Annotated in this window: 27 protein-coding genes; 6 read left to right on the plus strand and 21 right to left on the minus strand. The window is 55.1% G+C overall.

What is annotated here, in order from left to right:
* The first annotated feature begins 31 nt into the window (after positions 1-31).
* On the plus strand, positions 32-1,150 hold the full coding sequence (locus NQZ67_RS02535) for a mandelate racemase/muconate lactonizing enzyme family protein (RefSeq protein ID WP_257442459.1): 1,119 nt from the start codon (positions 32-34) through the stop codon (positions 1,148-1,150).
* Between the two features lie 103 nt (positions 1,151-1,253).
* Positions 1,254-1,793, plus strand: coding sequence for an NADPH-dependent FMN reductase (locus NQZ67_RS02540; RefSeq protein ID WP_257442461.1), 540 nt, complete (start codon positions 1,254-1,256; stop codon positions 1,791-1,793).
* Positions 1,794-1,850: 57 nt separating this feature from the next.
* Here NQZ67_RS02540 and NQZ67_RS02545 read toward each other — a convergent pair whose 3' ends face one another.
* From NQZ67_RS02545 to NQZ67_RS02555, 3 genes are all read right to left on the minus strand, one after another.
* On the minus strand, positions 1,851-3,029 hold the full coding sequence (locus tag NQZ67_RS02545; RefSeq protein WP_257442462.1) for an MFS transporter: 1,179 nt from the start codon (positions 3,027-3,029) through the stop codon (positions 1,851-1,853).
* Between the two features lie 162 nt (positions 3,030-3,191).
* Positions 3,192-3,638, minus strand: coding sequence for a DUF6376 family protein (locus tag NQZ67_RS02550; RefSeq protein ID WP_257442464.1), 447 nt, complete (start codon positions 3,636-3,638; stop codon positions 3,192-3,194).
* A gap of 151 nt (positions 3,639-3,789) precedes the next feature.
* Entirely contained in the window at positions 3,790-4,965 is a 1,176-nt protein-coding gene (locus NQZ67_RS02555; protein WP_257442466.1) for a serine hydrolase domain-containing protein, read from the minus strand.
* 215 nt (positions 4,966-5,180) lie between these two features.
* Here NQZ67_RS02555 and NQZ67_RS02560 point away from each other — a divergent pair, with 215 nt between their 5' ends.
* Both NQZ67_RS02560 and NQZ67_RS02565 read left to right on the plus strand, forming a co-directional pair.
* Positions 5,181-6,590, plus strand: a complete 1,410-nt coding sequence (locus NQZ67_RS02560) for a PepSY-associated TM helix domain-containing protein (protein WP_306812674.1) — start codon at positions 5,181-5,183, stop codon at positions 6,588-6,590.
* Positions 6,591-6,606: 16 nt separating this feature from the next.
* Positions 6,607-7,110: a FixH family protein gene (locus tag NQZ67_RS02565; RefSeq protein WP_257442468.1), complete on the plus strand. Its 504-nt coding sequence runs from the start codon at positions 6,607-6,609 to the stop codon at positions 7,108-7,110.
* A 100-nt stretch (positions 7,111-7,210) separates the two neighbouring features.
* Here NQZ67_RS02565 and NQZ67_RS02570 read toward each other — a convergent pair whose 3' ends face one another.
* The 5 genes from NQZ67_RS02570 to NQZ67_RS02590 are packed head-to-tail and all read right to left on the minus strand — an operon-like array spanning position 7,211 to position 11,078.
* Positions 7,211-7,936, minus strand: a complete 726-nt coding sequence (locus tag NQZ67_RS02570) for an ABC transporter ATP-binding protein (RefSeq protein ID WP_257442469.1) — start codon at positions 7,934-7,936, stop codon at positions 7,211-7,213.
* Positions 7,929-8,750 carry an ABC transporter permease gene (locus NQZ67_RS02575; protein ID WP_257442471.1) on the minus strand — a complete coding sequence of 274 codons (822 nt, stop codon included), beginning with the start codon at positions 8,748-8,750 and terminating at the stop codon, positions 7,929-7,931. Before NQZ67_RS02575 ends, NQZ67_RS02570 begins: the two co-directional genes overlap by 8 nt.
* Positions 8,747-9,346, minus strand: coding sequence for a nitrous oxide reductase accessory protein NosL (locus tag NQZ67_RS02580; protein WP_257442473.1), 600 nt, complete (start codon positions 9,344-9,346; stop codon positions 8,747-8,749). Before NQZ67_RS02580 ends, NQZ67_RS02575 begins: the two co-directional genes overlap by 4 nt.
* On the minus strand, positions 9,343-10,692 hold the full coding sequence (locus tag NQZ67_RS02585; RefSeq protein WP_257442474.1) for a right-handed parallel beta-helix repeat-containing protein: 1,350 nt from the start codon (positions 10,690-10,692) through the stop codon (positions 9,343-9,345). Before NQZ67_RS02585 ends, NQZ67_RS02580 begins: the two co-directional genes overlap by 4 nt.
* Positions 10,689-11,078 (minus strand): hypothetical protein, encoded by a 390-nt coding sequence (locus tag NQZ67_RS02590; protein WP_257442475.1) that lies wholly within the window; start codon positions 11,076-11,078, stop codon positions 10,689-10,691. The genes NQZ67_RS02585 and NQZ67_RS02590 overlap by 4 nt, the downstream gene beginning before the upstream one ends.
* Before the next feature lie 212 nt (positions 11,079-11,290).
* Between NQZ67_RS02590 and NQZ67_RS02595 the strand changes: the two genes are divergently transcribed.
* Positions 11,291-11,650 (plus strand): c-type cytochrome, encoded by a 360-nt coding sequence (locus NQZ67_RS02595; protein ID WP_257442476.1) that lies wholly within the window; start codon positions 11,291-11,293, stop codon positions 11,648-11,650.
* A gap of 109 nt (positions 11,651-11,759) precedes the next feature.
* Here NQZ67_RS02595 and NQZ67_RS02600 read toward each other — a convergent pair whose 3' ends face one another.
* From NQZ67_RS02600 to NQZ67_RS02625, 6 genes are all read right to left on the minus strand, one after another.
* Positions 11,760-12,287: a YfiT family bacillithiol transferase gene (locus tag NQZ67_RS02600; protein WP_257442477.1), complete on the minus strand. Its 528-nt coding sequence runs from the start codon at positions 12,285-12,287 to the stop codon at positions 11,760-11,762.
* A gap of 148 nt (positions 12,288-12,435) precedes the next feature.
* Positions 12,436-13,320 (minus strand): hypothetical protein, encoded by an 885-nt coding sequence (locus NQZ67_RS02605; RefSeq protein ID WP_257442480.1) that lies wholly within the window; start codon positions 13,318-13,320, stop codon positions 12,436-12,438.
* 22 nt (positions 13,321-13,342) lie between these two features.
* The gene (locus NQZ67_RS02610) at positions 13,343-14,287 is read right to left on the minus strand and encodes a helix-turn-helix transcriptional regulator (protein ID WP_257442481.1); all 945 of its coding nucleotides are present in this window, start codon (positions 14,285-14,287) and stop codon (positions 13,343-13,345) included.
* 78 nt (positions 14,288-14,365) lie between these two features.
* The gene (locus NQZ67_RS02615) at positions 14,366-15,334 is read right to left on the minus strand and encodes an NAD(P)H-quinone oxidoreductase (RefSeq protein ID WP_257442483.1); all 969 of its coding nucleotides are present in this window, start codon (positions 15,332-15,334) and stop codon (positions 14,366-14,368) included.
* Between the two features lie 80 nt (positions 15,335-15,414).
* Positions 15,415-16,134 carry a YebC/PmpR family DNA-binding transcriptional regulator gene (locus tag NQZ67_RS02620; protein ID WP_257442485.1) on the minus strand — a complete coding sequence of 240 codons (720 nt, stop codon included), beginning with the start codon at positions 16,132-16,134 and terminating at the stop codon, positions 15,415-15,417.
* Positions 16,135-16,306: 172 nt separating this feature from the next.
* A complete protein-coding gene (locus tag NQZ67_RS02625) occupies positions 16,307-16,750 on the minus strand; it encodes an organic hydroperoxide resistance protein (protein WP_257442487.1) in 444 nt (147 codons plus the stop codon).
* Between the two features lie 135 nt (positions 16,751-16,885).
* On the opposite strand from NQZ67_RS02625, the gene NQZ67_RS02630 reads away from it, so the two are divergent.
* Positions 16,886-18,700, plus strand: a complete 1,815-nt coding sequence (locus tag NQZ67_RS02630; RefSeq protein ID WP_257442488.1) for a stalk domain-containing protein — start codon at positions 16,886-16,888, stop codon at positions 18,698-18,700.
* 64 nt (positions 18,701-18,764) lie between these two features.
* Here the strand turns inward: NQZ67_RS02630 and NQZ67_RS02635 are convergent, their stop codons facing one another.
* From NQZ67_RS02635 to NQZ67_RS02665, 7 genes are all read right to left on the minus strand, one after another.
* Positions 18,765-19,328, minus strand: coding sequence for a CBO0543 family protein (locus NQZ67_RS02635; protein ID WP_257442489.1), 564 nt, complete (start codon positions 19,326-19,328; stop codon positions 18,765-18,767).
* A gap of 90 nt (positions 19,329-19,418) precedes the next feature.
* On the minus strand, positions 19,419-20,165 hold the full coding sequence (locus NQZ67_RS02640) for a class I SAM-dependent methyltransferase (RefSeq protein WP_257442490.1): 747 nt from the start codon (positions 20,163-20,165) through the stop codon (positions 19,419-19,421).
* Positions 20,166-20,182: 17 nt separating this feature from the next.
* Entirely contained in the window at positions 20,183-20,776 is a 594-nt protein-coding gene (locus NQZ67_RS02645; protein ID WP_257442492.1) for an AAA family ATPase, read from the minus strand.
* 15 nt (positions 20,777-20,791) lie between these two features.
* Positions 20,792-21,307: a GNAT family N-acetyltransferase gene (locus NQZ67_RS02650; protein WP_257442493.1), complete on the minus strand. Its 516-nt coding sequence runs from the start codon at positions 21,305-21,307 to the stop codon at positions 20,792-20,794.
* Between the two features lie 18 nt (positions 21,308-21,325).
* Positions 21,326-21,823, minus strand: a complete 498-nt coding sequence (locus NQZ67_RS02655; protein WP_257442494.1) for a GNAT family N-acetyltransferase — start codon at positions 21,821-21,823, stop codon at positions 21,326-21,328.
* Between the two features lie 11 nt (positions 21,824-21,834).
* Entirely contained in the window at positions 21,835-22,668 is an 834-nt protein-coding gene (locus NQZ67_RS02660; RefSeq protein ID WP_257442495.1) for a VanW family protein, read from the minus strand.
* Between the two features lie 57 nt (positions 22,669-22,725).
* Positions 22,726-22,875 (minus strand): hypothetical protein, encoded by a 150-nt coding sequence (locus NQZ67_RS02665; RefSeq protein WP_257442499.1) that lies wholly within the window; start codon positions 22,873-22,875, stop codon positions 22,726-22,728.
* Between the last annotated feature and the right edge of the window lie 14 nt (positions 22,876-22,889).

Consider the following 22,889-nt stretch of genomic DNA (forward strand, 5'->3'; position numbering starts at 1 on the left):
CTCCCATAACGTTAACTTAGGAGGCCTTGTCGTGCTCATCCATTCCATTGAAACGTATCCCCTGTACTACAAGCTTCCAGAGCCTTATGGAGATGCGAACGGTATCAAGTCCTATCGAACCGCCTTCTATATCCGCATCCTAACCGATTCTGGCATCGATGGCTGGGGCGAATGCTCGGATTGGCTGCCGACCCTGCAGAAGGGCTTCGAAGCAAGAATCATTCCCTATCTTCTCGGCCAAGACGCACGCGAGCGAACCCGACTGGTGGGCGAAATAGCGAAATGGCATAAACGGTCGGCTTCGGCCGTCAGCATGGCTCTAACTGAAATTTTCGCCAAACACAGCCAAGTATCCGTTTGCCAGTTATGGGGAGGCCGCATGCGGGATACAATACCCGTGTATGCGTCCTTTCAATCCTATAGCGAGCGACCGAATTGGAGGCAAGTATCGTGGCAAGCGATCGATCACGCCTTGCAGGCAGGCTTCCGCCTGATCAAGCTGAAGATTGGAGGCAAACCGGTCGAGGAAGACCAGCAGCATATCGCTCAAGCCCTAAAGCTAATTGGAGATCAAGCATACGCCGCGCTCGATGCCAACGAAAGCTACGATTTATCAACGACCCTTCGTTGGGGGCCTATCATTATGGAGACCCCATCGTTGCTGTGGCTGGAGGAACCTATGCCGATCCATCAGGCGAATCCTTACCGATTGCTGCGCCAGAAGCTCCCGATACCCATAGCCGGTGGAGAAAACTTCAAGAAGGCCGTTCAATATTTGCCCCTTCTTACCGATAATGCCTTGGATATTGCGACTCCCGATATCCTGCATCTGACGGGGCTCGATGAATATTGGAGCGCCATCCGTTTGGCGCAAAGCTTCGGCGTTCGCGTCTCCCCGCATTGTTATGACGGTGCTTTAACCCGGTTATATGCCATATTCGCGCAAGCCTGTCTCGTTCCTTGGAACAAAATGAAGCCTGATGTTGTCGATCCCGTCGAATGGGATGCGATGGACAATCCGATAAACGGGCTTCTGCCGATTCAGCCTGTCCATGGGCAAATAACCGTCCCTCAGGGGCACGGCATCGGAGTGGAGATTGACCGGGAGAAATTATCGGCGTATAAGTGGGACGGCAGCATCTACAGTTAGGAAACCTTTTTACAATTCCAATAACGAGAGATAGCAGGAAAAAGTTACTAATCTGCCGAATATCTGTTTTGAAACCACGTTCACAAATCAAAGGAGGATCATTATGTCTCAATTAAAGATCGGTATTATTCTAGGCAGTACGCGTCAAGGGCGCATGAGCCCCCAAGTTGGAGAATGGGTGCAAAGCGTCGCGAATAAACGCGGGGACGCCGAATACGAAATTGTAGATATCGCGGACTACAAGCTTCCGATGTTCGGCGAGACGGACGCGTCGGAGCAAGCGGCCGCTTGGAATGCCAAGCTAGCGAGTCTTGACGGATTCGTGTTTATCGTACAGGAATACAACCACAGCATCACCGCCGCGCTGAAAAACGCGCTGGACTACGCCCGCGAAGCGTGGAACGATAAGGCGGCCGGCATCGTGAGCTACGGCTCGGTCGGCGGCGCCCGCGCAGCCGAGCATCTCAGAGGCATCCTGGGCGAGCTGTCCGTCGCGGACGTGCGCGTCCATCCCGCTTTGTCCATCTTCACGGATTTCAAAGACGGCGTATTCCAGCCGGCCGATCTTCATCTGACGAACGTGAACGGCATGCTCGATCAAGTGCTTGCTTGGAGCGGCGCGCTGAAGACGCTTCGGTCTTAAGCGACTAATTGCAAACAACCCCAGTGTCTCCTGTAGACACTGGGGTTGTTGTTTGTTTTATGCCGCTTGCCGCGATGGACGGAAAATAAATCCTAATAGTGCGAATACCAAAAACGCCGCGCCAAGAAACAAAAAGATGCTGTGGATCGAAAGATATCGGATGCCGAACCCGCCAAGCGTAGGTCCCAAAATGCTTCCGATACTGAAATGGATGGACGCGATGACGTTTGCGGCCGGTAGGATCGGCTTTGGTAGCAGATCCGCCGCGAAAGCAAGCCCCAAGGAATAGAAGGAGCCGACCACGCCCCCCGCAATCATGAACAGAAGGAACAGAAGCGCGATTTCTCCTCCGGCCGCCGGTATGGCCAAGAAGGCCAGCGCCCCGACGACGCCGCACGCGATCAGGATCGGTTTGCGTCCGATCCGGTCGCTCCATATGCCGAGCGGAAGCTGCAGGATCAAGCTGCCCGAGCCGAACGCCAGCAGCAGCAGAGAAATCCAATGGTGACTGAGCTCGATTCGAAGCCCGTACAACGGGAAGTTGCTGTTCATGGAGGATTCCATTAAGCCGTATAGGAATCCCGGTATAAGAACGAACCAAGCGATCCGGTAGGTTCGGAAGAAACGGTTCTCGCGCGTCTCCTCCTTCGGAGCGCGCTCCGGAAATTCATTGTTCATTCGCAGCACCATTAGCAGCACGATGGCAAAAAACGCTGCGGTTACAACGAAAGGAACAGCCCGGCCCAGCGGAAGCAGGTTGATGCCAAGCGGTCCAAGACTGAAACCGATTCCGTACGACATGCCGTAGAGGGAGATGTACCTCCCGCGGCGATCCGGCGGACTAGAGCTGACGATCCACAGCTGGGTCGCGTAATGGAGCGAGCTGTCCCCTACCCCGACAAGCAGCCGGAGCACGAACCAGACCGCAAGCGATTGCGATAAGGGAAACAGCAGCGTGCAGATCGTGACTAACGTTATGCCAGCGACGATTACTCGCTTGTAGCCGAAGCGGCTTACCGGCTTCTCTACGAAAAACATCGTACAAAAGATACCGATATACATAGCGGCCGAATTCACGCCGTTCATGTCCGAAGAGACGCCCGCGTCTTCCAACAAGATGGACAGCAGCGGAAGCAGCAGGCCCTGGCTCATGCCGGCGACGATGACGACCAATAACAAAGCGATAAGACGAAATTTAGATAAAGGCAAAGCGGATGCGATAGACGGCGAAGACAAAACGGTTGCACACTCCTTGGATGTAATAATGCCCTCACACATTTTACTTGGTCGGCTACCGCTTGGCAACTGTAAGCGGCTGTCAGCGACAACCGTTATTTCATGCCGTTAATAAACAGAAAAAACCTCCGTCCCTTGGTAGGGACGGAGGTTAGCCGCTGGTTAGCTGCTCGGATTTAAGGCGTTTAATTGTCCGAGCAGCTCGTTTATTTTGTTCAACGTTTCGGGAATGCCCGTTGCTTCGAATGCCGCCTTGCCCTGCTCGACATTCGCTATCGCTTGATCAAGATTCTGCTGCAGCGTCTCGTTGTAGGCGACGATCTGATCGTGGAGGTCCTTGGCGTAATCAGGCACTTGGATATCCGCGTAGCTCGCAATTTGATCCTTCAGATCCGTTAGCTGCTGTTCCAGAGCGGCGCGCGCTTCGGGATCGGTCAAAGCTTGCTGGGCCATCTCATTCATATCCTGACCGAATGTGGTCAGCTCATTCATATAGTTCGTTGTTTCGGTCGCGAAGTTTATGCTGCTGTCCACCGTCTCCAAGATGCCGCAGCCCGGCAGAACGAACAAACTTAATGCCATTAACCATATTGTTAGCTTCTTCTTCATCACTAGACTCTCCTTTGTAACCGTTCCGTTGTCGATGTTTATTTCTTATTACCCGTACCTTGCTTTACGGAAACGGAAGCGTTCGGTTTCGTAAATATTTGAAGTGTTCGTGATGAACGGAAGCTACAAGTCGAAGGAGTCGATTCGATAATTAAATCAGGCTAGACCAAATGATTTGTTTCGTTCCTAGAATCGAATGCGGAATCCACGAATAAATCGACGGCACGAATAGAACGACGACCATCTGCTCCGCCGGATCGACGAACAAGGCCGAACGACCGGCACCTTCGAGCTGATAGGTGCCGATTGATTCGAATGACATATGATCGATGGCGAGATCAAGCCCCAGCGCATGGCCCTTGTCTCGTATCTCCCCGCCCCAGTGGAAGGCCGGCACTTGAAACAGATGGCGTTTCGTGAGCAGCTCCACCGTTTTTCTCCCTAAAATCCGAGTATCGCCGAATCTTCCTCCATTCAGAAGCATTTGCCCGAACTTCCACAGATCGTACATGGTCGAATAGAGCCCGCTGTCCGAATGGGGAGGGCTTCCGGGTTCGGCTTCGCGCGATAGGGCGAGGCTGTCCAAGTCATGTTGATCAACCGTCATCACTTTGGCGCGAAGGTGCTCCGGAACGCGGAAGAACGTGTGATTCAGCCCCAGCGGCTGCAAAAGGTTCAGCTTTACATATTGTTCGTACGGCATCCCCGAAACGCGACCGATAATCTCCCCTAGCAGCTTGAAGCCTTCCGCCGAATAGTTGTACGCTTCCCCCGGCTTGCATACAGGCGTCCCCTGCAGCGCTTCGCGAATCCAATCGTTCACGCTGTCCTTCCCCCGCCTCTCTCGCGGGTATGGCTCGTTATAATAACCGGGAACCGGCATGAGGCCGGAGGTATGCGTCAGCAGGTGGAATATCGTAATTCCGCCATGCGTGGGATTATCGAATTCGCCTAAGATGGAGGAAACGGGCTGATCGGCGTACAGCATGCCGTCTTCGATGAGCTTCGCGACCGCGACGCTCGTGAACGCTTTCGTTATCGACGACAGCTTGCGCAGCGAGTCCGGCCGGAATTCGCCTTCGCCGGTCGTTCCAGTCAGAGGTCCCATCGTGCGGCAGGCCACGATCTGTCCATGCCGGGAGACGATATAGCCGGCTCCCTGTATCTTTCCATCTTCTTGCAAGGCTTTAAAGTGTCGATCCAGCTTGTTCAATTGCGAAGGATCCATGCCGACCGCCCCCGGCGACGCGTCGATCAGTCCTTCGATCACTCTCCATTCCCTCGTCAAACCCAGCTCGCCCATCGCTTCACCCATCCCCTTCTTCATCTACTAGAACCGATTGTAAATGAGGCTTTTTCCAACGTCCAGCAGCGTTCGGCGGATTCGTTGCAAACTGTCATATTTCGTTAATAACTATCAAAAAAATCTCGTTCCCGATAGCTCGATCGAGTCATGTGCGGCGGGGCGGCATGCTCTAAAATGTTCCTATGCCCGTTCAGCTCTGCGCTGTTCGGCTGACGACGAAAGGAATGAGTGATCGCATGAGCGCAATGCCTGCAGAACAATTGCAAGATTCGGAAGTCAAAGCGAAAGCCAAAGCATCGATACGGCAAGCCTTATATCTATCCGTATGGAGGTGGCACTTCTATGCGGGGATAATCTTCGCCCCGTTCCTGATCATTCTCGCTTTCAGCGGAGGTGTCTATTTGTTCAAGCCGCAGATCGAAAGCATGATGTACAAGGATATGCTGACGGTGCGGGAGGTTCTTGATACGCCGACGAGCGCGGATTCGATTATCGCGAAGACGGTCCAAGCTTATCCCGGAACAAGCGTGTCCTCGATTACGCTTCCGGCATCCCCTTCCGATTCCTACAAACTGTCCGCCAGGCGGAGCGGAATAGCAACTACGCTGTACGTGGATCCTTACTCGGGCAACGTGCTCGGCATGATGAACAGCGACAAGACGTTTTCGGCCTTCTTCAAAAAATTGCACAGCGAGCTTGTCGTCGGCGGTACGGCAGCCAACCGTATCGTAGAGTTAGCTGCTTGCTGGTCCCTCATTTTGCTGCTTACGGGATTATATCTCTGGTGGCCGCGAGGAAAAGACGGCATCTGGGGAACGGTTCTGCCGCGCCTCAGCAAGCCGGGTTCACGCCTGTTTTGGCGCGATCTGCATGCCGTTCCGGCCTTTTGGATATCGATCGTTTTGATATTGATAATTATGGGAGGTTTACCGTGGTCGGGGATAATGGGACCTCGGATCGATAAGCTGGCAAATGCCACGGACACGGGCACGCCGCCGTTCGCTTACAGCTTCGAAGCCAAGCCCGAATCGGTGACCGTTGCAAGCGACATTGCCGAGGACTTGCCATGGGCGGCAGAGAGCCTCCCCGTCCCCGAGTCGGCGCCTGGCGGCTATATGCGGCTCGGCGTAGACGATATCGCGCGGATTGCCGATTATAAGCAAATCGGCAAACCCTATACGATCACGATGCCGAGCGGCGAGAAAGGCGTCTACACGGTAGCGACGTCCCATGTGAAGCCGGGCGACAACGCCACGCTTCATCTCGATGCATACAGCGGGGCCGTGCTTACCGATGTGCGATACGATGACTATGGTATTCTTGCAAAGGCGATTACGCTCGGCATTGCCTTCCACGAAGGCCGGTTGTTCGGACTTCCGAATCAAATCCTTGGTCTCGTCGCTTGTCTGGGACTAATCCTGGTCACCTGCAGCTCCTATGTCATGTGGAAGAAGCGGAAGCCCGAAGGCAAGCTTGGCGCCCCGGCCAAAGCGAAGAACCGCAAAGCGACAATAGGCGTGCTCCTTATCATGATGCTGTGCGGGGCGATTATGCCGCTCGTCGGCATCTCGATCCTTGTTGTTCTTGTTCTGGATCTATTCATTTTGCGCCGGATCAAGCCGCTTCAGGCCTGGTTCTCGGTGTAACGTTAGGAGTTTGCACATGATAAAGCGAAAACGAAACCAAACGATTATCCTAGCAGGAACCGCCAGCCTGCTCCTTCTTGGCTTGCTCTGCGGTTGCACGGCCCGTACCCCTTCCGGAGCCGACGAGAACGGGCTTCATCCTCATGTGACGGTGGAAATGTCGCTGCCGGAGACGTTCGAGATTGGTCGGGACGCGAAGTTCACGCTTGAGGCGAAGAAGAACGGCGAGCTTCTGGCGAACGCCGACAGCGCCGAGTTTGTGTTCTGGCCGGAGGGCCATAAGGATGCTGCCGTCATTGTGCCTGCCGAAGAAATATCGCCTGGCGAATATGCAGCCTCGTACACTGTCCGGGAGGAAGGAGTCTACGTCGTACAGTCCCGCTTGCGCTCGGCAGGCGAAATCATAATGCCCGCCAAGCGGTTCGCGATCGGTCCCGAAGCCGTCGATCTATTGATCCAGCTGGAAGAAGCTCAGAAGAACGACGCGCCGGCAGCAGCGGGAGGCGGACATCACCACTAACGGATACTTAATCTGCAAGTAAGTGCAAACTCATCTCTTGCAAAAATGGCGGTACAGGGATCACCTGTACCGCCATTTTTATGGATTAACGCTATGCTTATCAACCGGATGAAATACCGAACCATTCCGAAAAAGCAGCCTGCAGTCCGGCGGCGCCCAATCTCTGCCTGATCTCCGTGGCATCGCCTTCCAGCTCGATACGGCCGCCGCGCAGCAGCGCGATATGATCGGCAAGCGCTTCGGCTACCTGCAGCTGATGCGTCGAGAAGATGACCGTCTGCCCGGCGGCGGACAGCTCCTTCACTTGGCGGACGAACGTATCGATCCAATACGGATCGAGTCCGTTCGTCGGCTCATCCATCAGCACCAGCGGCGGCTTTGCCAATATCGCTTGCGCGAACAAGACGCGTTGCCGCATCCCCTTCGAGAAAGAGGCGACCGGTTTGCTGCCGGTATCCGCTAGACCTACCCTCTCAAGCGCCTCCTGCGCCGTGCTTTTCGGCAGCCCTCGCAGCGAGGCCCAGAACGACAGCGTCTCGAATGCCGTCAAGCCTGGTGAGAAGCGGAAGTCATCCGGCATATAACCGATGAGCTCCGCATAACGCCTCCGTTCGCCTCTCCAGCTGACGCCTCCAATCGTGATGGTTCCGCTGTCCGGCTGCAGAATACCCGCGATCATCTTCAGAATCGTGCTCTTCCCTGCTCCATTGCCCCCGCACAGAGCAACGATGCTTCCTTGCCGGATATTCAAGCGAAGCCCTTCGATAACCGTTTGTCGCTTCATTCGTTTGTTGACACCCGCTAACTCTACGAATGGCTCAGCCACGGGAACGCCTCCTCTCCCAGATCAACTGCGATGCTCCAACGGCAGCACCGATCCACACGGTGACCGCCGCGATATAGGCTATGGTGCCGGTCGGGCGTTTCACCCACAGCATCCACTCGTAATACTCCGGCCCCATGATCGATCCCCCGCCTAATTTGACCACCGTGAACAATCGGGCCAGCTCGGCAGGGTTGAGCAATGTCAATACGGACAATACGGGCTTAATTAAAGGATAAGGCAGGAAACCAAGCGCCGCGAGCAAGATCGGCGCCCAGCCGATGACGGTAAAAAACCAGATGGAAACTCCGATCGTCAGCGCCTGCCAGCGGTTCTTGGCAATCGTTCCGACGAGCATCGCGACGGCCAGATAAAGCAGCGAAACGCTGACGGAAAAAACAAGAAGCTGAACGTATGTCTGAAATCCGAAGCTTGCGCCCGCCAGCGAGCCGATTAACCCGGATAGCCCGAAGCCGACGGACACGATCACGATTAAGACGAGAGCGAGCCCGCCGTATTTGCCAACGATAAAGGATGCCGTGCTTAGCGGATACACGGAAAGCAGCTCCCAGCTCCCTTCCTCCTTCTCCGTAGCGAGCGAAAACGAGCCGAGCAAGAGCGCCATGAGCGGCAGCAAATAAACGCTCAGGTTAAGAAGCGTGCCGGTCGTTCCGGAATATCCCTGCACGTACCCTTGAGCATTTATAAGAAGAAGTCCCAGCATGAACAAGGCGAACAAGGCCATGAAGGAATAAGCCCAAGGATTACGGAACCCTAGTCTGGTCTCCCTTGCCGCAACTTGGATCAAGTGTCTCACGAATGGGACCCCGCCTCGCTGGAATGGGAATCCGACTCGCCATGAGCGCCGCTTTCCTCTTCGGAGCCGCCGCCTTCCGCGGAATGGTGCTGCTCTTCGTGCATCTTCATCATTTCCATATCCATCATGTCCCGGTTAACCTCCCATGTATGGTCGGCCAGCTGCCCCGAAGAAAGCACGACGCCTTTGCCCTGCTCCTGCACGTACGCTTCCGCGGAGGCTTTGCTTGCGAACGAGATGATGCCATAAGCCATCGGCGTTTTGAAGTCCTTATGATACGCGTAATAAGCCGTCTCGTATTTCACCCAGTCGCCATGGTTATGATCCCGGACGAATTCGGCTCCGATCGCATCCGTGCCGTTCTCGGTCTTCCATTCGTTCATGCAGCCGATATCATCGAATTTGAGAGATTGACCGTCAACCGTAATGATCTGAGTCGCGTACGGATCGTCCTTCACCGCCATGTTGCACATGACGCATTTGTCCACGTCTTCGTTAATCGGCTCCGGCTTGTATTCCTTGCTCCCGCATGCGCTGAGCAGCAAGGCCAATAGGAGAACCGTCCCATATAGTAAGCTGGATTTTGTTTTCATCATTTCTTTACCCCCGTCTTTATTAGAATCGCGACGGCCGCGCACAGCAGCATAATGCTGACGGCCATGCTTAGCCCATGATCTTCGCCTGCCGCTTGAACAGCTGTTGCTCCGCTCGGAGCCATCAATGGTTCGGCATCCTTCGTCCACGCCTCCTTATCCGATTGGAACAACTGCTCCAGGAACTGAAAGCTTGGAGCTTGGAAGAACAGCTGGAACGCCGGCTTCGCTTTGACCACGCTCTGGAAGAACGGGCTGATCGCATAACGGATGTCGCTCCCTCCGTCTCCGTCCGTATCGATGCCTTGAAACGCATCCCAGTAGTTGGCGCTAAGCTCGTTCCGGACGCTTTGTTTGGCTTCGGCCTGCACGACGTTGCCGACAAACAAGTTATCGGTGATCTGGTTGTCTTCCGCCTTGAGCAGCTGGAGCCCTATGTAATTGCCGATGACGCGATTGCCCGTTATAGTATTCCGGGCCGATTGCTCCACGTACAGCCCTACCCGGTTGCCTTCCGTCACGTTGTCGCGAATGACGCTGGACTCCGCGTCGAACAGCAGAATTCCTTGCGAGTTTACGTTTTCGTTCTGTTTGGCGAATCGATTGGAGCTGACTTCTACCTCGCGAACCGCCATGATCATGGCGCCGGTGATATTGTACTCGCCCGCATTGTCCCGGATGACGGTGCCGACCGTGTACATGCAGTGAACGCCGTAACGCAGTCGCTCAAAGCGGTTCGCCGCTACGGTATTGCGGTCGCTGTTCTCCATATAAATGCCGTCATGCATGGCGATGATCGTATTGCCCTCCAAAACATTATCATGCGATTGATACAGGTCGATTCCGTTTCCTTTCTCCGACAGTTTGACCGGTGCGTCCGCTCGTTCTCCAGCCCATTCAATTAGAGTGTTTCGTATTTCGCCTTGGTTGGAATCCGCCATTCGGATGCCGTACGAGCCGGTCTCAATTTCGAGATTGGCAAGGCGGAACGATTGCGACCGGTTAATGAGAATCGAAGGCTGCTCCTTCATGGCAGCGTCATTAATTCGAAATCCGGTTAAGGTGACATCATGGGATGCAACCGTAACGGCGGGCTGCTCCGACTTGTTCGCGATCGTAACCTCGGCGCCAGGCTCCGCTTCCAGAGTCAGCGGCTTCGAAATCGTCAACGGTCCTTCATACTCGCCGCTGGCAAGCGTAATGATGTCGCCAGCCTTCGCTTGATCGATGCGCGCTTGCAGGTCCGAATCCGTTTCGTTTTGTTTTGCCGCCTCGACGCTATTCAGAATTCCGGCATTCGAGCAGAGAAGCGCGATGAGCATCACGGCAAGAGATGCGGCAACTTTCATTGCACGGTCACCTTCTGCATTTTCGTCACGTGAAAATCGCCTCCGTACAGATGCACATAGACTTCGAACTCTCCCGGCGCCGAGAACGAATGGATGCCCTCGAACGTGTTGTTGCCGGCATTCTCGCCCTGGACTCGCACGGATTGATCCTCCTGCCGGATTTCGAACTCCATCCGGGCGGAATCCGGAAGCTGCCCTCCGCCTGAGAAAATCGCCGAGAGCTTAACGGGACTCCCAGCCACAGGCGCGTCCGGTACCGTCTGCACGGCTGCTTCCAGCGCAAGCGGGTCCAGTCGTTCGACGGGCTCCGCTGTCGCGCCGGAGCACGCGGACAGTATAATTAGGCTCGTGGCCAGCGCTGCGTAGACGAATATTTTTTTGAGCATGCTAGATCCCCCCTTTCTTTTGCACTCTACTTATTGTAGCCATACGGTTCGTCTGTCAGGATGACTCGAAAGAGCTATTATCGTGAACAAAAGTTGTCGGATGCAACTAATCGATGTCCGCCTTTCGCCACAATAATGACTCGAAAGAGTCATTCTGGGACAAGCGTTGTAAGGGTAAGATAGAGTCAACGTTGTGCAGAGGAGAGGATCTCATGAAATGGATAATGGCAGCCGGGGTTGGACTTGCTGGCTTGCTGGCAGCGTGGCTCTTATTGTTCCAGCTTCCGGAGAAGGAAGCGGCCGCCCCGGAGCAGCCTTCGGCATCCGTGCCGGAAGTAGAGGTGGACGCGGCAAGCATGGAGACGATCTACAAAAGCAACTGCATGGGCTGTCACGGAAGCGACTATCAAGGAGCGATGGGACCGGCGCTTAGTCAGGTCGGTTCGGCGCTCGACCGTGAGCGTCTTTATGCCAAAATCGCGAAAGGCGGCGGCGGAATGCCTGCATTCGAGGGGCGGCTGTCCGAAGATGAAATTGTGGGGCTCGCCAACTGGCTGGAGGACTTTAAGTAACCCCGGTGAAAAAAGAGTCGAAAAAAAGCCCTGCCGGGCAGCACGTGCGGCTGCGTTGGCGGGGCTTACATTCGTTTTGCAGGTGTGCAGACCTTAGGATTAAGCTTGGTTAAAATCCATTCAATCGCTCTTTAAGCATCGTAATATGCGCCAAATGATGACGGCCGTGCCACGAATAGCTGCCGACGGTCATATCGAGTCTCATCGTCTCCTGCGAGCCCGGATGGTAGAACGTCCGAGCGAATTGCTCGTCCGTCATGACTGCCAGCAGCCGGACCCATCTGCGGTGGAGGGAATCGAGCAGCTGCAGCGAGGTTTCGATCGGCTCCAGCTCGGTATCGGGAAGCTCGGCCCAGCGGTCTTCGTGATAGGGCCGGATCGTCGGGTTGTCCTCCGTCAGAGCCAGCTTGAAGCGAATATAGCTGTTCATATGGCTGTCCGCCACGTGATGAACGACCTGACGGATCGTCCAGCCGCCTTCACGGTACGGGATTCGCAGCTGCTCCTCCGTCAAGCCTTGCACGGCTTGCCTCATAAGCGAGGGCAGCTCCGTAATATCGCGTATCCAAGCCTCCCGCTGTTCCAACGATATGTCTCCGATGTGCTCGAACGTTCCAATCGGATATTTGAGGTCCATGTCCGCATCTCCTTCAGCTTTTGATTTTCGTTCCGTCGCGATGTCCTCATTGTATCCCAGCGCGTTCGCGACGCCAATGAAGGAAGCGGAAGAAAGTTTGCAGAAAGTGGCTGATTGAGGTCCATCTTCGCTTCGCGAAGCTCCGCTACTACAGCCTTCCGAACGCCTGAAGCGTCCGAAGCCGATCCACGGTCAAGGAGCCGCGCCATTCCAGCTCTCCCATCGGGCTTACCGCGGGGAAGGTGATAGCCCATCCCCCGTCTTCCCGCTGCTGTTCAAGCATCGCGTCCAAGTGGAGCTCGACATCCGATTCGGCAACGAACTTGGATGCGTAGCTGCGCGGACTCGCGATCCAATCCAGCACTTTGTGCACGTAGCCTTGCGCTTCGGGATTCCTTTCGATAACGCCGGGCTTGGCCAGCCACTTGTCCAAGCGGCGTCGAGCTGCCTCCGAGCGTTCCATCACCGGGGCATGCTCAAGAAATGTGATCCATTGAACACCGTCATGGTAGCCTTCCGGCTCGCCCTCCCCGATCGCTCGCCAGATGAAGTCCAGATTGCGCCCGAACCACTCTTCCCGCTCCAAGCCTGTGATCGTATTCTGCTTCAACAAGTAGCCCATGATCTGACCTGTTGGATTGATGTTCGCAATCGTGTCGTCTTCCGTCTTCCACCAAGGCGCATGCGGGTACTCCATCAAGCTCTTGAAGGCGAGGGGCACACCCCCATTCGGGAGCGATATACCGCGCACATACCGGATAACCCCTTTCAATAGCGACTCGTCGAACGCTTCCAGCTCGTCCATGACATGGAGCGCATACTCCGTAGGGACGGGCTGACTATGAGGACACCGAATGTCGGGCTCCAGCGCATGGCCGAAGCCCCCATCCTCGTTCTGATAAGCCTTCAGCGCCTCAAGCACGTCCTGCTTCGAGCCGCCCTCGAAGAAGTAAGCAAACCGCTTGTGGTCAAGCAGCCGCGCATTCTGGTATACAAACGTCCTGGCCTTCTCGAAAACTGTTGATTGCATCATCGTAAGTCCTCCTTAATCGGGATCATGAATGACGGACGGATTCGGCATACTTATCCCTAAGCTCACGTCCCATGTCATGAAGCGTTCGGCGAAGCATGACCGGCTCAAGAACGGTCGCGTCCGGGCCCATGGAATAGAAGAATCGGGCTGCCCAGCCCCATTCGCTCGCCGGACAGTCGAATTCCAGCTCCCATACTTCGTCGTCGATCTGTCTGACTTGATGTCCGACATGCGTATCCTGTTCGGCGAGCAGCGCTCCTCTGTAGGTCAGTCTGGCCGCGATTCGTATAGGCGGCGCTTGAAGGACCGGCGTATCGGCTGCCTTCGCGAAGCCCTTCTCCTCCGGAGGCGCCGACTCCTCCAATTGAACGAACCGGTCCACGCGGAACGTCCTGTGTTCTCCATGCTCCATCGAGTAAGCTTCGCAATACCAGAAGCCGTGCGCGCTGTAAACCTTTGTTGGCCGAATTCTAAGCCGGCTTTGGCGGCGCTCCGAACGATATTCCGCAACGACCCAAGCGGATGCGGCGGCATACTCTAGCAGAGACTCGAGATGCGGCGCGCGCTGCGGACGTTCCGGTATCTCGATCGCAAGATGCCCGAGCACGGGCTCTACTTGCTCCAGCACCGCGGCTGGGAGCGTTGCCCTGATCTTGTCCATAGCCGTATAGCGGGCTTGACGGAACGGCGAATCCTTCAGCTTCGTAACCGTCTCCAGCGCGAAGAGAATCGTGAGCGCCTCCTTCTCATCGAAGTGAAGAGGCGGCAGCTTATAACCGTCCATTAACCGGAAGCCGCCGTTCGGACCCGAGACCGCGTAGAGGGGAATTCCGATTTCGGACAGCGCCTGCATATCCCGCAGAATGGTCCGCTTCGATACCTCCAGCTTATCGGCCAACGCCTGAGCCGTCTCGGACCTCTGCTGCAGCGCCACCAGGATGGCCATTAACCGATCCGACCGCTTCATGAACCGAATCCCTCCTCATGCACGATTAGCTTACCATAGCTTCGGTGACAGCTTGCGTGTCATCAATCCAAGCGGCAGCTACGAAATGTTTAAAATGATTTTGCCGATATTGCGGTTCTGCTCCATATGCTCATGCGCTTCCTGGGCGCGGCTCCAATCCCATTCCGAGTCGATGACGGGCTTCATCCGCCCATCCCGGAATAACGGCAGCACATCGGAAGCGAAGGCTGCGGTCAGCTCCGCTTTGCGCTCTGCGCTGAGCGTGCGAAGCGACGAGCCGATCACCTGCAGCCTTCTCGACAGCAGCACGCCCAAGTCGATATCCTTCGCTTTGGAGCCGCCCAGCAAACCTACGAGAATGAGCTTCCCGTCCAGCGCGAGCGCCGATACATTCTGCTCCCAATAAGACGCGCCGGCGAAATCCATGACCACGTTGACCCCGCGGCCTTGCGTATATTCCCGAACGGCAGGCAGAAACGGCCCTTCATGATAGTCCAGCGCAAGATCGGCCCCTAGCCCGAGACAAGCCTCCCGTTTCGCTTGTGAACCCGCGGTGACGATCACGGTTGCCCCGCGCGCTTTCGCAAGCTGGATCGCGGCCGTCCCCACTCCGCTCGCCCCGGCGTGAATCAACACCGTTTGCCCGGATGTCAATGCTCCTAGCCGGATGAGGTTGAGGTACGCCGTGAGGAACACCTCCGGTATCGCGGCCGCTTCCGCGAAGGTGAAACCTTCCGGGACCGACATGGCCATATTCGCGGGGATCCGAACGCGCTCCGCGTAACCGCCGCCGGGCAGCAGCGCCATGACGAGGTCCCCTTTCTTCCATTCCCCCGCCCCTTCCTCGACGACGCCCGCCATCTCCAGTCCGAGTATGTCCGTTGCGCCTGGCGGAGGCGGGTACAAGCCGCGCTTCTGGAGCAAATCGGCCCGGTTGAGCGCCGTAGCCCGCACACGGACCAGAAGCTCGCCGTCCGTAAGGCTCGGCCCGTCGACTTCGTCAATATACAGCCTGCGCGTCTCTTCGTGAACTTGAATCGCCTTCATGCATGCTCCCCCTCCCATCCTACCTTTTAATAAAAGAGAGCCGCGACTCGTCGCGGCTCCTCTGGCTGGTCGCTGTCGGTTTAGTCTTCCAGCTCCACGTTATGATACACTTGCTGCACGTCCTCGAGATCTTCGAGCAGATCGATCAGCTTCTCGAACTGCGCTTGGCCGTCGGCCGGCAGCGTGACGTAGTTTTGCGCGAGCATCGTCAGCTCGGCAATATCGAACTCCGTAACGCCAGCTTGCTTGAACGCTTCCTGAACGGCATGGAATTGATCCGGCTCCGCGTAGACGATAACCGACTCCTCTTCCTCCACGATGTCGCGAACGTCGACGTCCGCTTCCAGCATGAGCTCTATCACCTCGTCCAGCGATTTGCCGGAGATGCCGATGACGGCCGTCGCATCGAACATATAAGCGACGGACCCGCTTACGCCCATGCTTCCGCCGCACTTGTTGAATGCGGCGCGTACGGCCGGCGCCGTGCGGTTGACGTTATTCGTCAGCGTGTCCACGATGACCATGGAGCCGTTCGGCCCGAAGCCCTCGTAGCGGAGCTCCTGGTAGTTCTCGTCGTTGCTGCCCTTCGCTTTGTCGAGCGCGCGGTCGATGATCGCTTTCGGCACGTTATACGTCTTGGCACGCTCCAGAACCACCTTCAGCGCGCGGTTGGATTCCGGATCGGGCTCGCCCTTCTTGGCGGCCACATAAATTTCAACGCCGAACTTGGCGTATATTCGGCTCGTATTCGCGTCTTTGGACGCTTTCTTTTCTTTGATGTTATTCCATTTACGTCCCATACTGCTCCCACTTTCGTCTATAAGGATTCGAATCTTGCATACCTCAACCATTATAACCGATTTTACTTGATTTTGGACAGGCACTCGCGGAAGGAATGTATGAAATCGAATCATGCCTTACAATGAAAATAACCCGCGCGCGCCTATAGCGCGACGGGTTATTCCGCTACCGTTAAACTCCTGCCGCGGCCTCCACGGCGCTTACCGTCTCGACCTCGATGTTGCCTCGGGTCGCTTTGGAGTAAGGACATACTTGATGCGCGGCTTCCACTAGCTTGCTCGCCGTCGCCTGATCGACGCCGGCAACCTTCACATTCAGCTTAACGCCGAGCTTATAACCGCTGTCGCTCTCGTCCTTCAACAGGGAGACATGAGCCGTCACCTCGGTTCCCTTCACGTCGCTGACCTTCTGGCGCTGAATGACAAGCTGCAAGGCGCTGTCGAAGCAGGAAGCGTAACCCGCCGCGAACAACTGCTCCGGATTCGTGCCGCTGCCCCCTTTGCCCCCGAGCGATTCCGGCATGGACAGCTTCAAATGAATCGCCCCGTCGTTGGACGCGACTTGCCCTTCTCTTCCTCCCGTCACGGTGACGGAAGCCGTATATAGTACGCTCATCCTTGTTCTCTCCTTTCAATGTTGAACAATTAAAGGATGGTTTCAAATGGATGGAAATATGCGCGTCAATTGCAACTCCTTTCCAACGTTTGACGTTAGGATAAATAGAAATCGATTAGAAAGCGAGGACAAACAATGGGAAAAAAGAAGCTTCGCCGATCCGCCCTTTCCGGCATGGCCGCCGTTACTCTGACTTCCGCTCTTATGGGAAGTGCCGGCGTACACGCGAATGATGCGCCGCCTCCGCTGTCCGAATGGGAGGAAATGCTTCGGAGCATGGTCTATGTCAGCTTTGAAGATTTGCCGGTCTCGCTCACGGCCCCTCCGCGGCTTGTTGACGGCGTTATGATGGTACAAGCCAGGAACATGCTCGAAGGCCTAGGCTACTCCCTGCAGTGGAACCAAGGCAGCCGCAGCATTACGGCCATACATAAGAACCGGCCCGGGCTTCTCTTCACCGATCAGTCCCTTCAGTGGGAGCTGGGCGGAACGACGCCGCTCCCGCTGCAATCGGCGCCGTTCATTGAGGAAGGATCGATGTGGATTCCGCTTCGCGCGGCGGCGGAAGCCGCAGGGCTACACGTCAAGTGGGACGCTCCCAGCAGAGTCGCCTTCGTAACGGATCCGCAGGCGATTCCAAGGTTCCGGGTCATGACGCAGGTTCCGCGCGCTTCCACCGCCCTTACGCCTTCCGTTCTGCTCGAGCACCTGAAGAGCGAATGGCAAGCCGATGTGGAGTTGACCTGGGTCGAACCGGAGCATTACGAGCAGAAAGCGAAGGTGATGATCGCGGCGGGAGATATGGCCGATCTGATGTTATTCCCGGATCCGTATTTCCTCGACGACGAATTGACAAGCAGCTTCTCGCTCGATCTCGAGCCGCATCTGGACAAGCTGGATCGTCTGCGGAAATACGCGGAAGATAACCGACATACGCGCCAGATCGACGGACAAATTTATACGATCCCCCGCCTGAGCGATCCGCATCATGCCGCCTTCCCTGCCGTGAGACAGGATTGGCTGGATAATCTCGGGCTGTCCGCGCCGCGGACGATGGACGAAGTTTATGCGGTTATGAAAGCGTTCACCGAGCAGGATCCAGACGGCGATGAGAAAAATAATACGAGGGGATTAACCGGAACGATGAGCGGAGCCTATTCCCTCGGATGGGTCGAGCACGCGTTCACGGGAAGCCCCGAACGCTTCAGCGTCCAGGACGGCAAGCTGATCGACCATGCGGTCACCGCTCAGCTGACCGAAGCTTTGCAATGGCTGGCCAAAGCGTATGCGGACGGTCTGCTCGACGAAGACTTCGCCGTCATGTCGGCCGGTCAGACCGAACAGCGATTGACGAATAATCAAGCAGGCCTTGCCGCCATGACGATCGACGAAGCCGCGCGCCTAACCGGCGATAAAGCAGCTTGGCTGCCGCTCGGCACGCTAAAAGCCGCCTCGACTAGCAAACCGATTGCACCTTGGCTGACGAATGGCTCAGGCGCCTATATCGTGTCAGCCATGACGAAAGACGATCCGGCGGAACTGCTGAAGTGGTTGGATTACGACATCGAGATGACGTTGGAGAACAAATGGTCCGAGCTGGAAGGCTGGCAGCGCGCAGATCAGGAAGCGGTGGACAGCCTGTTCGGCAAGCCCGATATGCTTCAGAACAACATGTCGCTGGAGCAGCTCCCTACAAAGGTACGGGACCAATACGAGGCGGCGGTCAAGGAATGGAGGACAATATCCTACGAAGACAGCCTCCTGCCCGAAGCCGGCGTCTTACGGAGTTCGTGGACATACGATGAACTGAATCAAGAGCTTATGAGAAATAAAGTGCAGTTCATTACTGGCGAGATGAGCCTGGAAGAGTGGAACGCCTATATCAACAAGCTCCAGAAGTCGGAGACGTACAAGGCGATGATCGCGGAACTCGAGAAGCTTTTGCCGTAATGAATGGACATGACGGGATGCCGGATTTGCTTGCTCCGCATCCCGTTTTTTTGTGTTCGATGCCTCACTCGGGCATCCTCGCGTTAAACGTTTTGGCGCGGTACAGATAAGAGGCAATGACATACATCAGGAAATAAACGGGATAGGAGAAGATGAACTCCCATTGCGGATAGTGAACAAAGCCGATCCAGACGAATAGCGGCTCGAAGACAAAAGCGATCAAGGCGGCATAGATCGCGCCTTTGATCCAGGCCTTCGCTTTCGGGAACCACTGAATGGTCAGCATGGTCATGACAGGTATTAACGTAATGTCCCAGGGCTTATAGTTCGGAGAAAACGGTGATACCTCGTAATTATAATGCCATAGCCCGAGCTGCACGCCGAAGCTGTCGAGCCAGATCGCGATTACCATGACGAAGAAGGCCGCATAGAGAAAGCGGTGCGTATGCTCTTTTTTCCTTACGAACAACCAGAAGATCCAAGGCAAAACCGTTAACGCCACGCCCAGCCACCACTGCCATGTCAGAAAGACGTCCTCGAGCCACATAGCTTTCTTGAGCTCATAGGTTTCATGAACCATCTTATAGATTTCTTGCGTCCTCGGATTGCTTTGAAAGAGAATGCCCATCCAGCCGCTGCCTCCCCTAGCGCAAACATACCATATATGCCGTAGGCTTCTCCCGAAATGTAAAAAACATACAAAAAACCTGATCCATGTTCATAGATCAGGATTTTGAACCACATAAGTCAAACAATCCGAGCCCAGCCAGACAGGCTCGCCTCTTCGCTCAATCTTGAATTGCAAGGCCTTCACTTGCCTGTCCAACAACGTCCAGCCTGTAAAGGCGTCGTCAAGCATCTGGATTAGAGCTTCCGTATTGAGATTGATTTCGAACATGGGATCGAGGCTTTCCCCCGTTGCCACCCGCTTCTCCTGAATATTCGAGCTCATCACGATGCAGACGATTCCTCCGGGTTTTGTTCCAGCGGCCATTTCGTTCAGCTTATGCTTCAAGATAGGAATGGAACGGAGATGCTCGAGCGTCGAGACCGCCACGATCAAATCGAAAGAATGCGGTTCGAACTTATACGATTCGATATCGGAAAGAACGGGCCGAATAGAAGAAGCCACCTCGTATTGCTGCGCATATCGCCCCAAACCATTAATCGCCGATTCCAGCAAATCCACGGCAGCAACCTGACCGCTCTTGCCTTGTTTCTGAATATATTGCGCCATAGGGATCGTGTTTCTCCCTACTCCGCAGCCTAAATCCAGCATCTGCAGACTGGAGCGCCGATCAAGCCGAGGCAGCAAATTCATAACCGTGGCCACGGGCTTCTGCAGCCAAGAGCCCGGCGCGAACAATTCGTTCCGCGCGTAGCACTCATCATGATAAGCCCTCTCTTCGGCCCGAATTCTCTCGAGCCTGCTTACGTCCGTCATGCCGATCTCCCCTCTATACATGATACCGCTCCGAAACCTTACAGCCAGCGAATATGCTTCAACTGCGTTCGGATGCGATCTACTCTCTTCCGGAAGGCGCCGCGGTGATCCGGCGTAAGCTTCAGGCCGGCGAGCTCCCCGATCTTTTCGACAACCTGATCGATGGACAGATGATCCGACTCGATATGCTGCGCGAATTTTTCCGTTGACAGCGCAGCCATACAGCGATCAATTTGCCGGGCAGCCCAGGAATTCGGCCCCTCCCTCCGCTTTCGCAGCCTTTCCAGAATGATCGGCTTCGAGGCAAGCAAGGCAAAATGTTTGACTTCTACGCCGGATTGGCGCAATTCTCCAATTATTTCATCAAAATACGCCGGATGAACAAGCGTCATCGGTACGATAATCGGCCCGTCATGTTTGGCATGGAGCATTCGGAGAATGGAGAGATTGCATTCGCGCCACGCCGATAAATCTTGGAAATCGCCTTCACGCAAGGATTTCGGTGTATTATTCCTCAAGAAATACCCGACGTTCTCCGGGTCATACAAGAAGGAGCCCGGAAGCCGGCGATGCAGCTCATGTGACGATTGCGTCTTGCCTGCCCCGAAAGCGCCATTAATCCAAATGATCATCTGTTACCTCGCTAATTATGAGTTCTGGATAAAATAAACCATAAGCTCCTCGTCATAGGAAATCCCGTTATGCTTCAAAGCATTCCGCTCCCGTCCATAAACCTCGAAGCCCATCGATAAATAAAGGTTACGCGCTTGTTCGTTGCCCGTTACGACCGCCAGCGTCACTTGCTCAAGGCCTGCCATTTCTTTAGCCCGGCTCATGATCTCTTGCAGCAAACGATGCCCTATTTTCTGCTTGCGGCAGCCCGGCGAGACGTACATTCCCCAAATCATGGCTTTGTGGGACATTTTGACCGCGGTCTCCCTCTTTAGTCCCGCCATTCCGACCAGGCTGCCATCGTCGTCATACGCTCCCAGCACGAACTGGTTCTCATTGGCAGCTAATCTGCCTCTTATGGCATCGTTGGTCAATCGGGAGGCTTCCTCGTAGGTTCTGCCGAAAGCTTCCGGATTTGTCTGCAGCGCCTCTAGCCTCAGACGCCAGAACGGCTCGGCTTCCTCCATCGTTATCGTGCGGATAATCGTCATGGCAATCTCCTATCTGGATTAGGATTGTTCGACGTCGGCGACCATGGTAATCGACGTGCCTACGACGCCAACTTCGGCAAAGCCAAACTTCTCGTATAATTTGACGGCAGCCGTATTCCCCGGGTCTACGCTAAGCGAAACTTTGCGGAAGCCCCGCTCCTTAAGTCCGTTCATGAGCTGCCGGATCAGCGCGTTGCCAAGCCCCTTGCCCCGATAACTTGGCAGAATGGCCATCCCAAGCTCCGGCACGTCGTCGGCAACGTAACCAAATCCTTTGTTCGACGAATCGAACAGCCTTGCCGTAATGGAACCCATCGGATTGCCTGCCTCGTCGATCGCGAGATAACCAATATCCCCCGTTCTGCCCCATCCCTCGACGTATTTGGCCAAATAGGGATCGTTCAGGATGTCTCTTGTGAAAGGCTCCTGTCCCTCCGGCGCGTATAAGGATTCGAAGAGCATATCCCACAGAAAGGAGATATCCTCTTTAGTAGCTTCTCTAATTTGATAGTTCACTTCATCCACTCCTATTTATTCCGAGTAGCATATCGTTTGTCCGCCATCGGCTCTGCAAGCAAAGGCTCATACATCATTAACGCGTGATTTTCGGCAATAAACTCGTCCGCAATGATTTCATTCCCGGCATTCCGTACGATCCGATAGATTTGGTTATGCCTTACATATCCGCCCCAATACTGCAGCTCGAAGCGATGCTCCTTCTCATAAACCTCGTAACGATAAAGATGGGGTTGATTCGATCTCCATTGTCCTACCAGATGCTCGTCTGTCAAATGTAGCAAGAGCTGATAGGGACGATCCGTCGGATTATAGATTTGCAAATCCAGGTAATTGTACGCGCAGGTTGCCCCGCTGCCGAAGGGCTGCGTTCGGTTCGCATCCGGAAACACGTCGTAGCTGTGGCGGTGACGTTCGACGACTTGAAGCGGCGTATGCAGCGTAATCCAATAGATGAGATTAGATAGCTGACAGAGTCCCCCGCCGATTCCTTTCTTGAAGCTGCCGTAGAATAACACCATTCCTTCGACATAGCCTTTCCGTTTCGTCGGTTTCCCGATCGTTCTCCAATAGGAGAATGTCTCGCCTGGTTGAATGACGAGTCCATTCAGGCGTTCTATGGCTAGCCTAAGGTTGTGGACCTTATCGTGCTGCAGGCTCATGTCCACGTCTTTCAACACTCTGAATAACGGAGTTTGGTGTTCGCTTACAAGCACGCTGAGACGCTCCGTCTGCTTCCGCTTGGCTATGGCCGTTCCGCCGAACCACCATTGCCAATATCTCTGCGCGCGGAACACGCGAGTCCCCGCCCAGATCCTAAGCTTTGAACGTTTAATCGGCTTCAATCCGTCCACCTCCCGTCGGGATCATCGCCACAGCGAGTATCCGCATCTTATCCTTCTTCAGCGCTCCTGCCTGGCTCTCAACTCATTTAATATGGCGTCCATCTTCTCCAGCATGAGTTGTTGATTTTGAGTCTGCTTTTTCTGTCTAATTTCTATGGAAATCAGCTCTATCGTAATAACCACCAGCAGAATGATAATATAGAACATATTTGTCCTCCTTA

This window comes from Paenibacillus soyae, assembly GCF_024623455.1.
In the GTDB taxonomy this organism is placed as follows: Bacteria; Bacillota; Bacilli; order Paenibacillales; family Paenibacillaceae; genus Pristimantibacillus; species Pristimantibacillus soyae.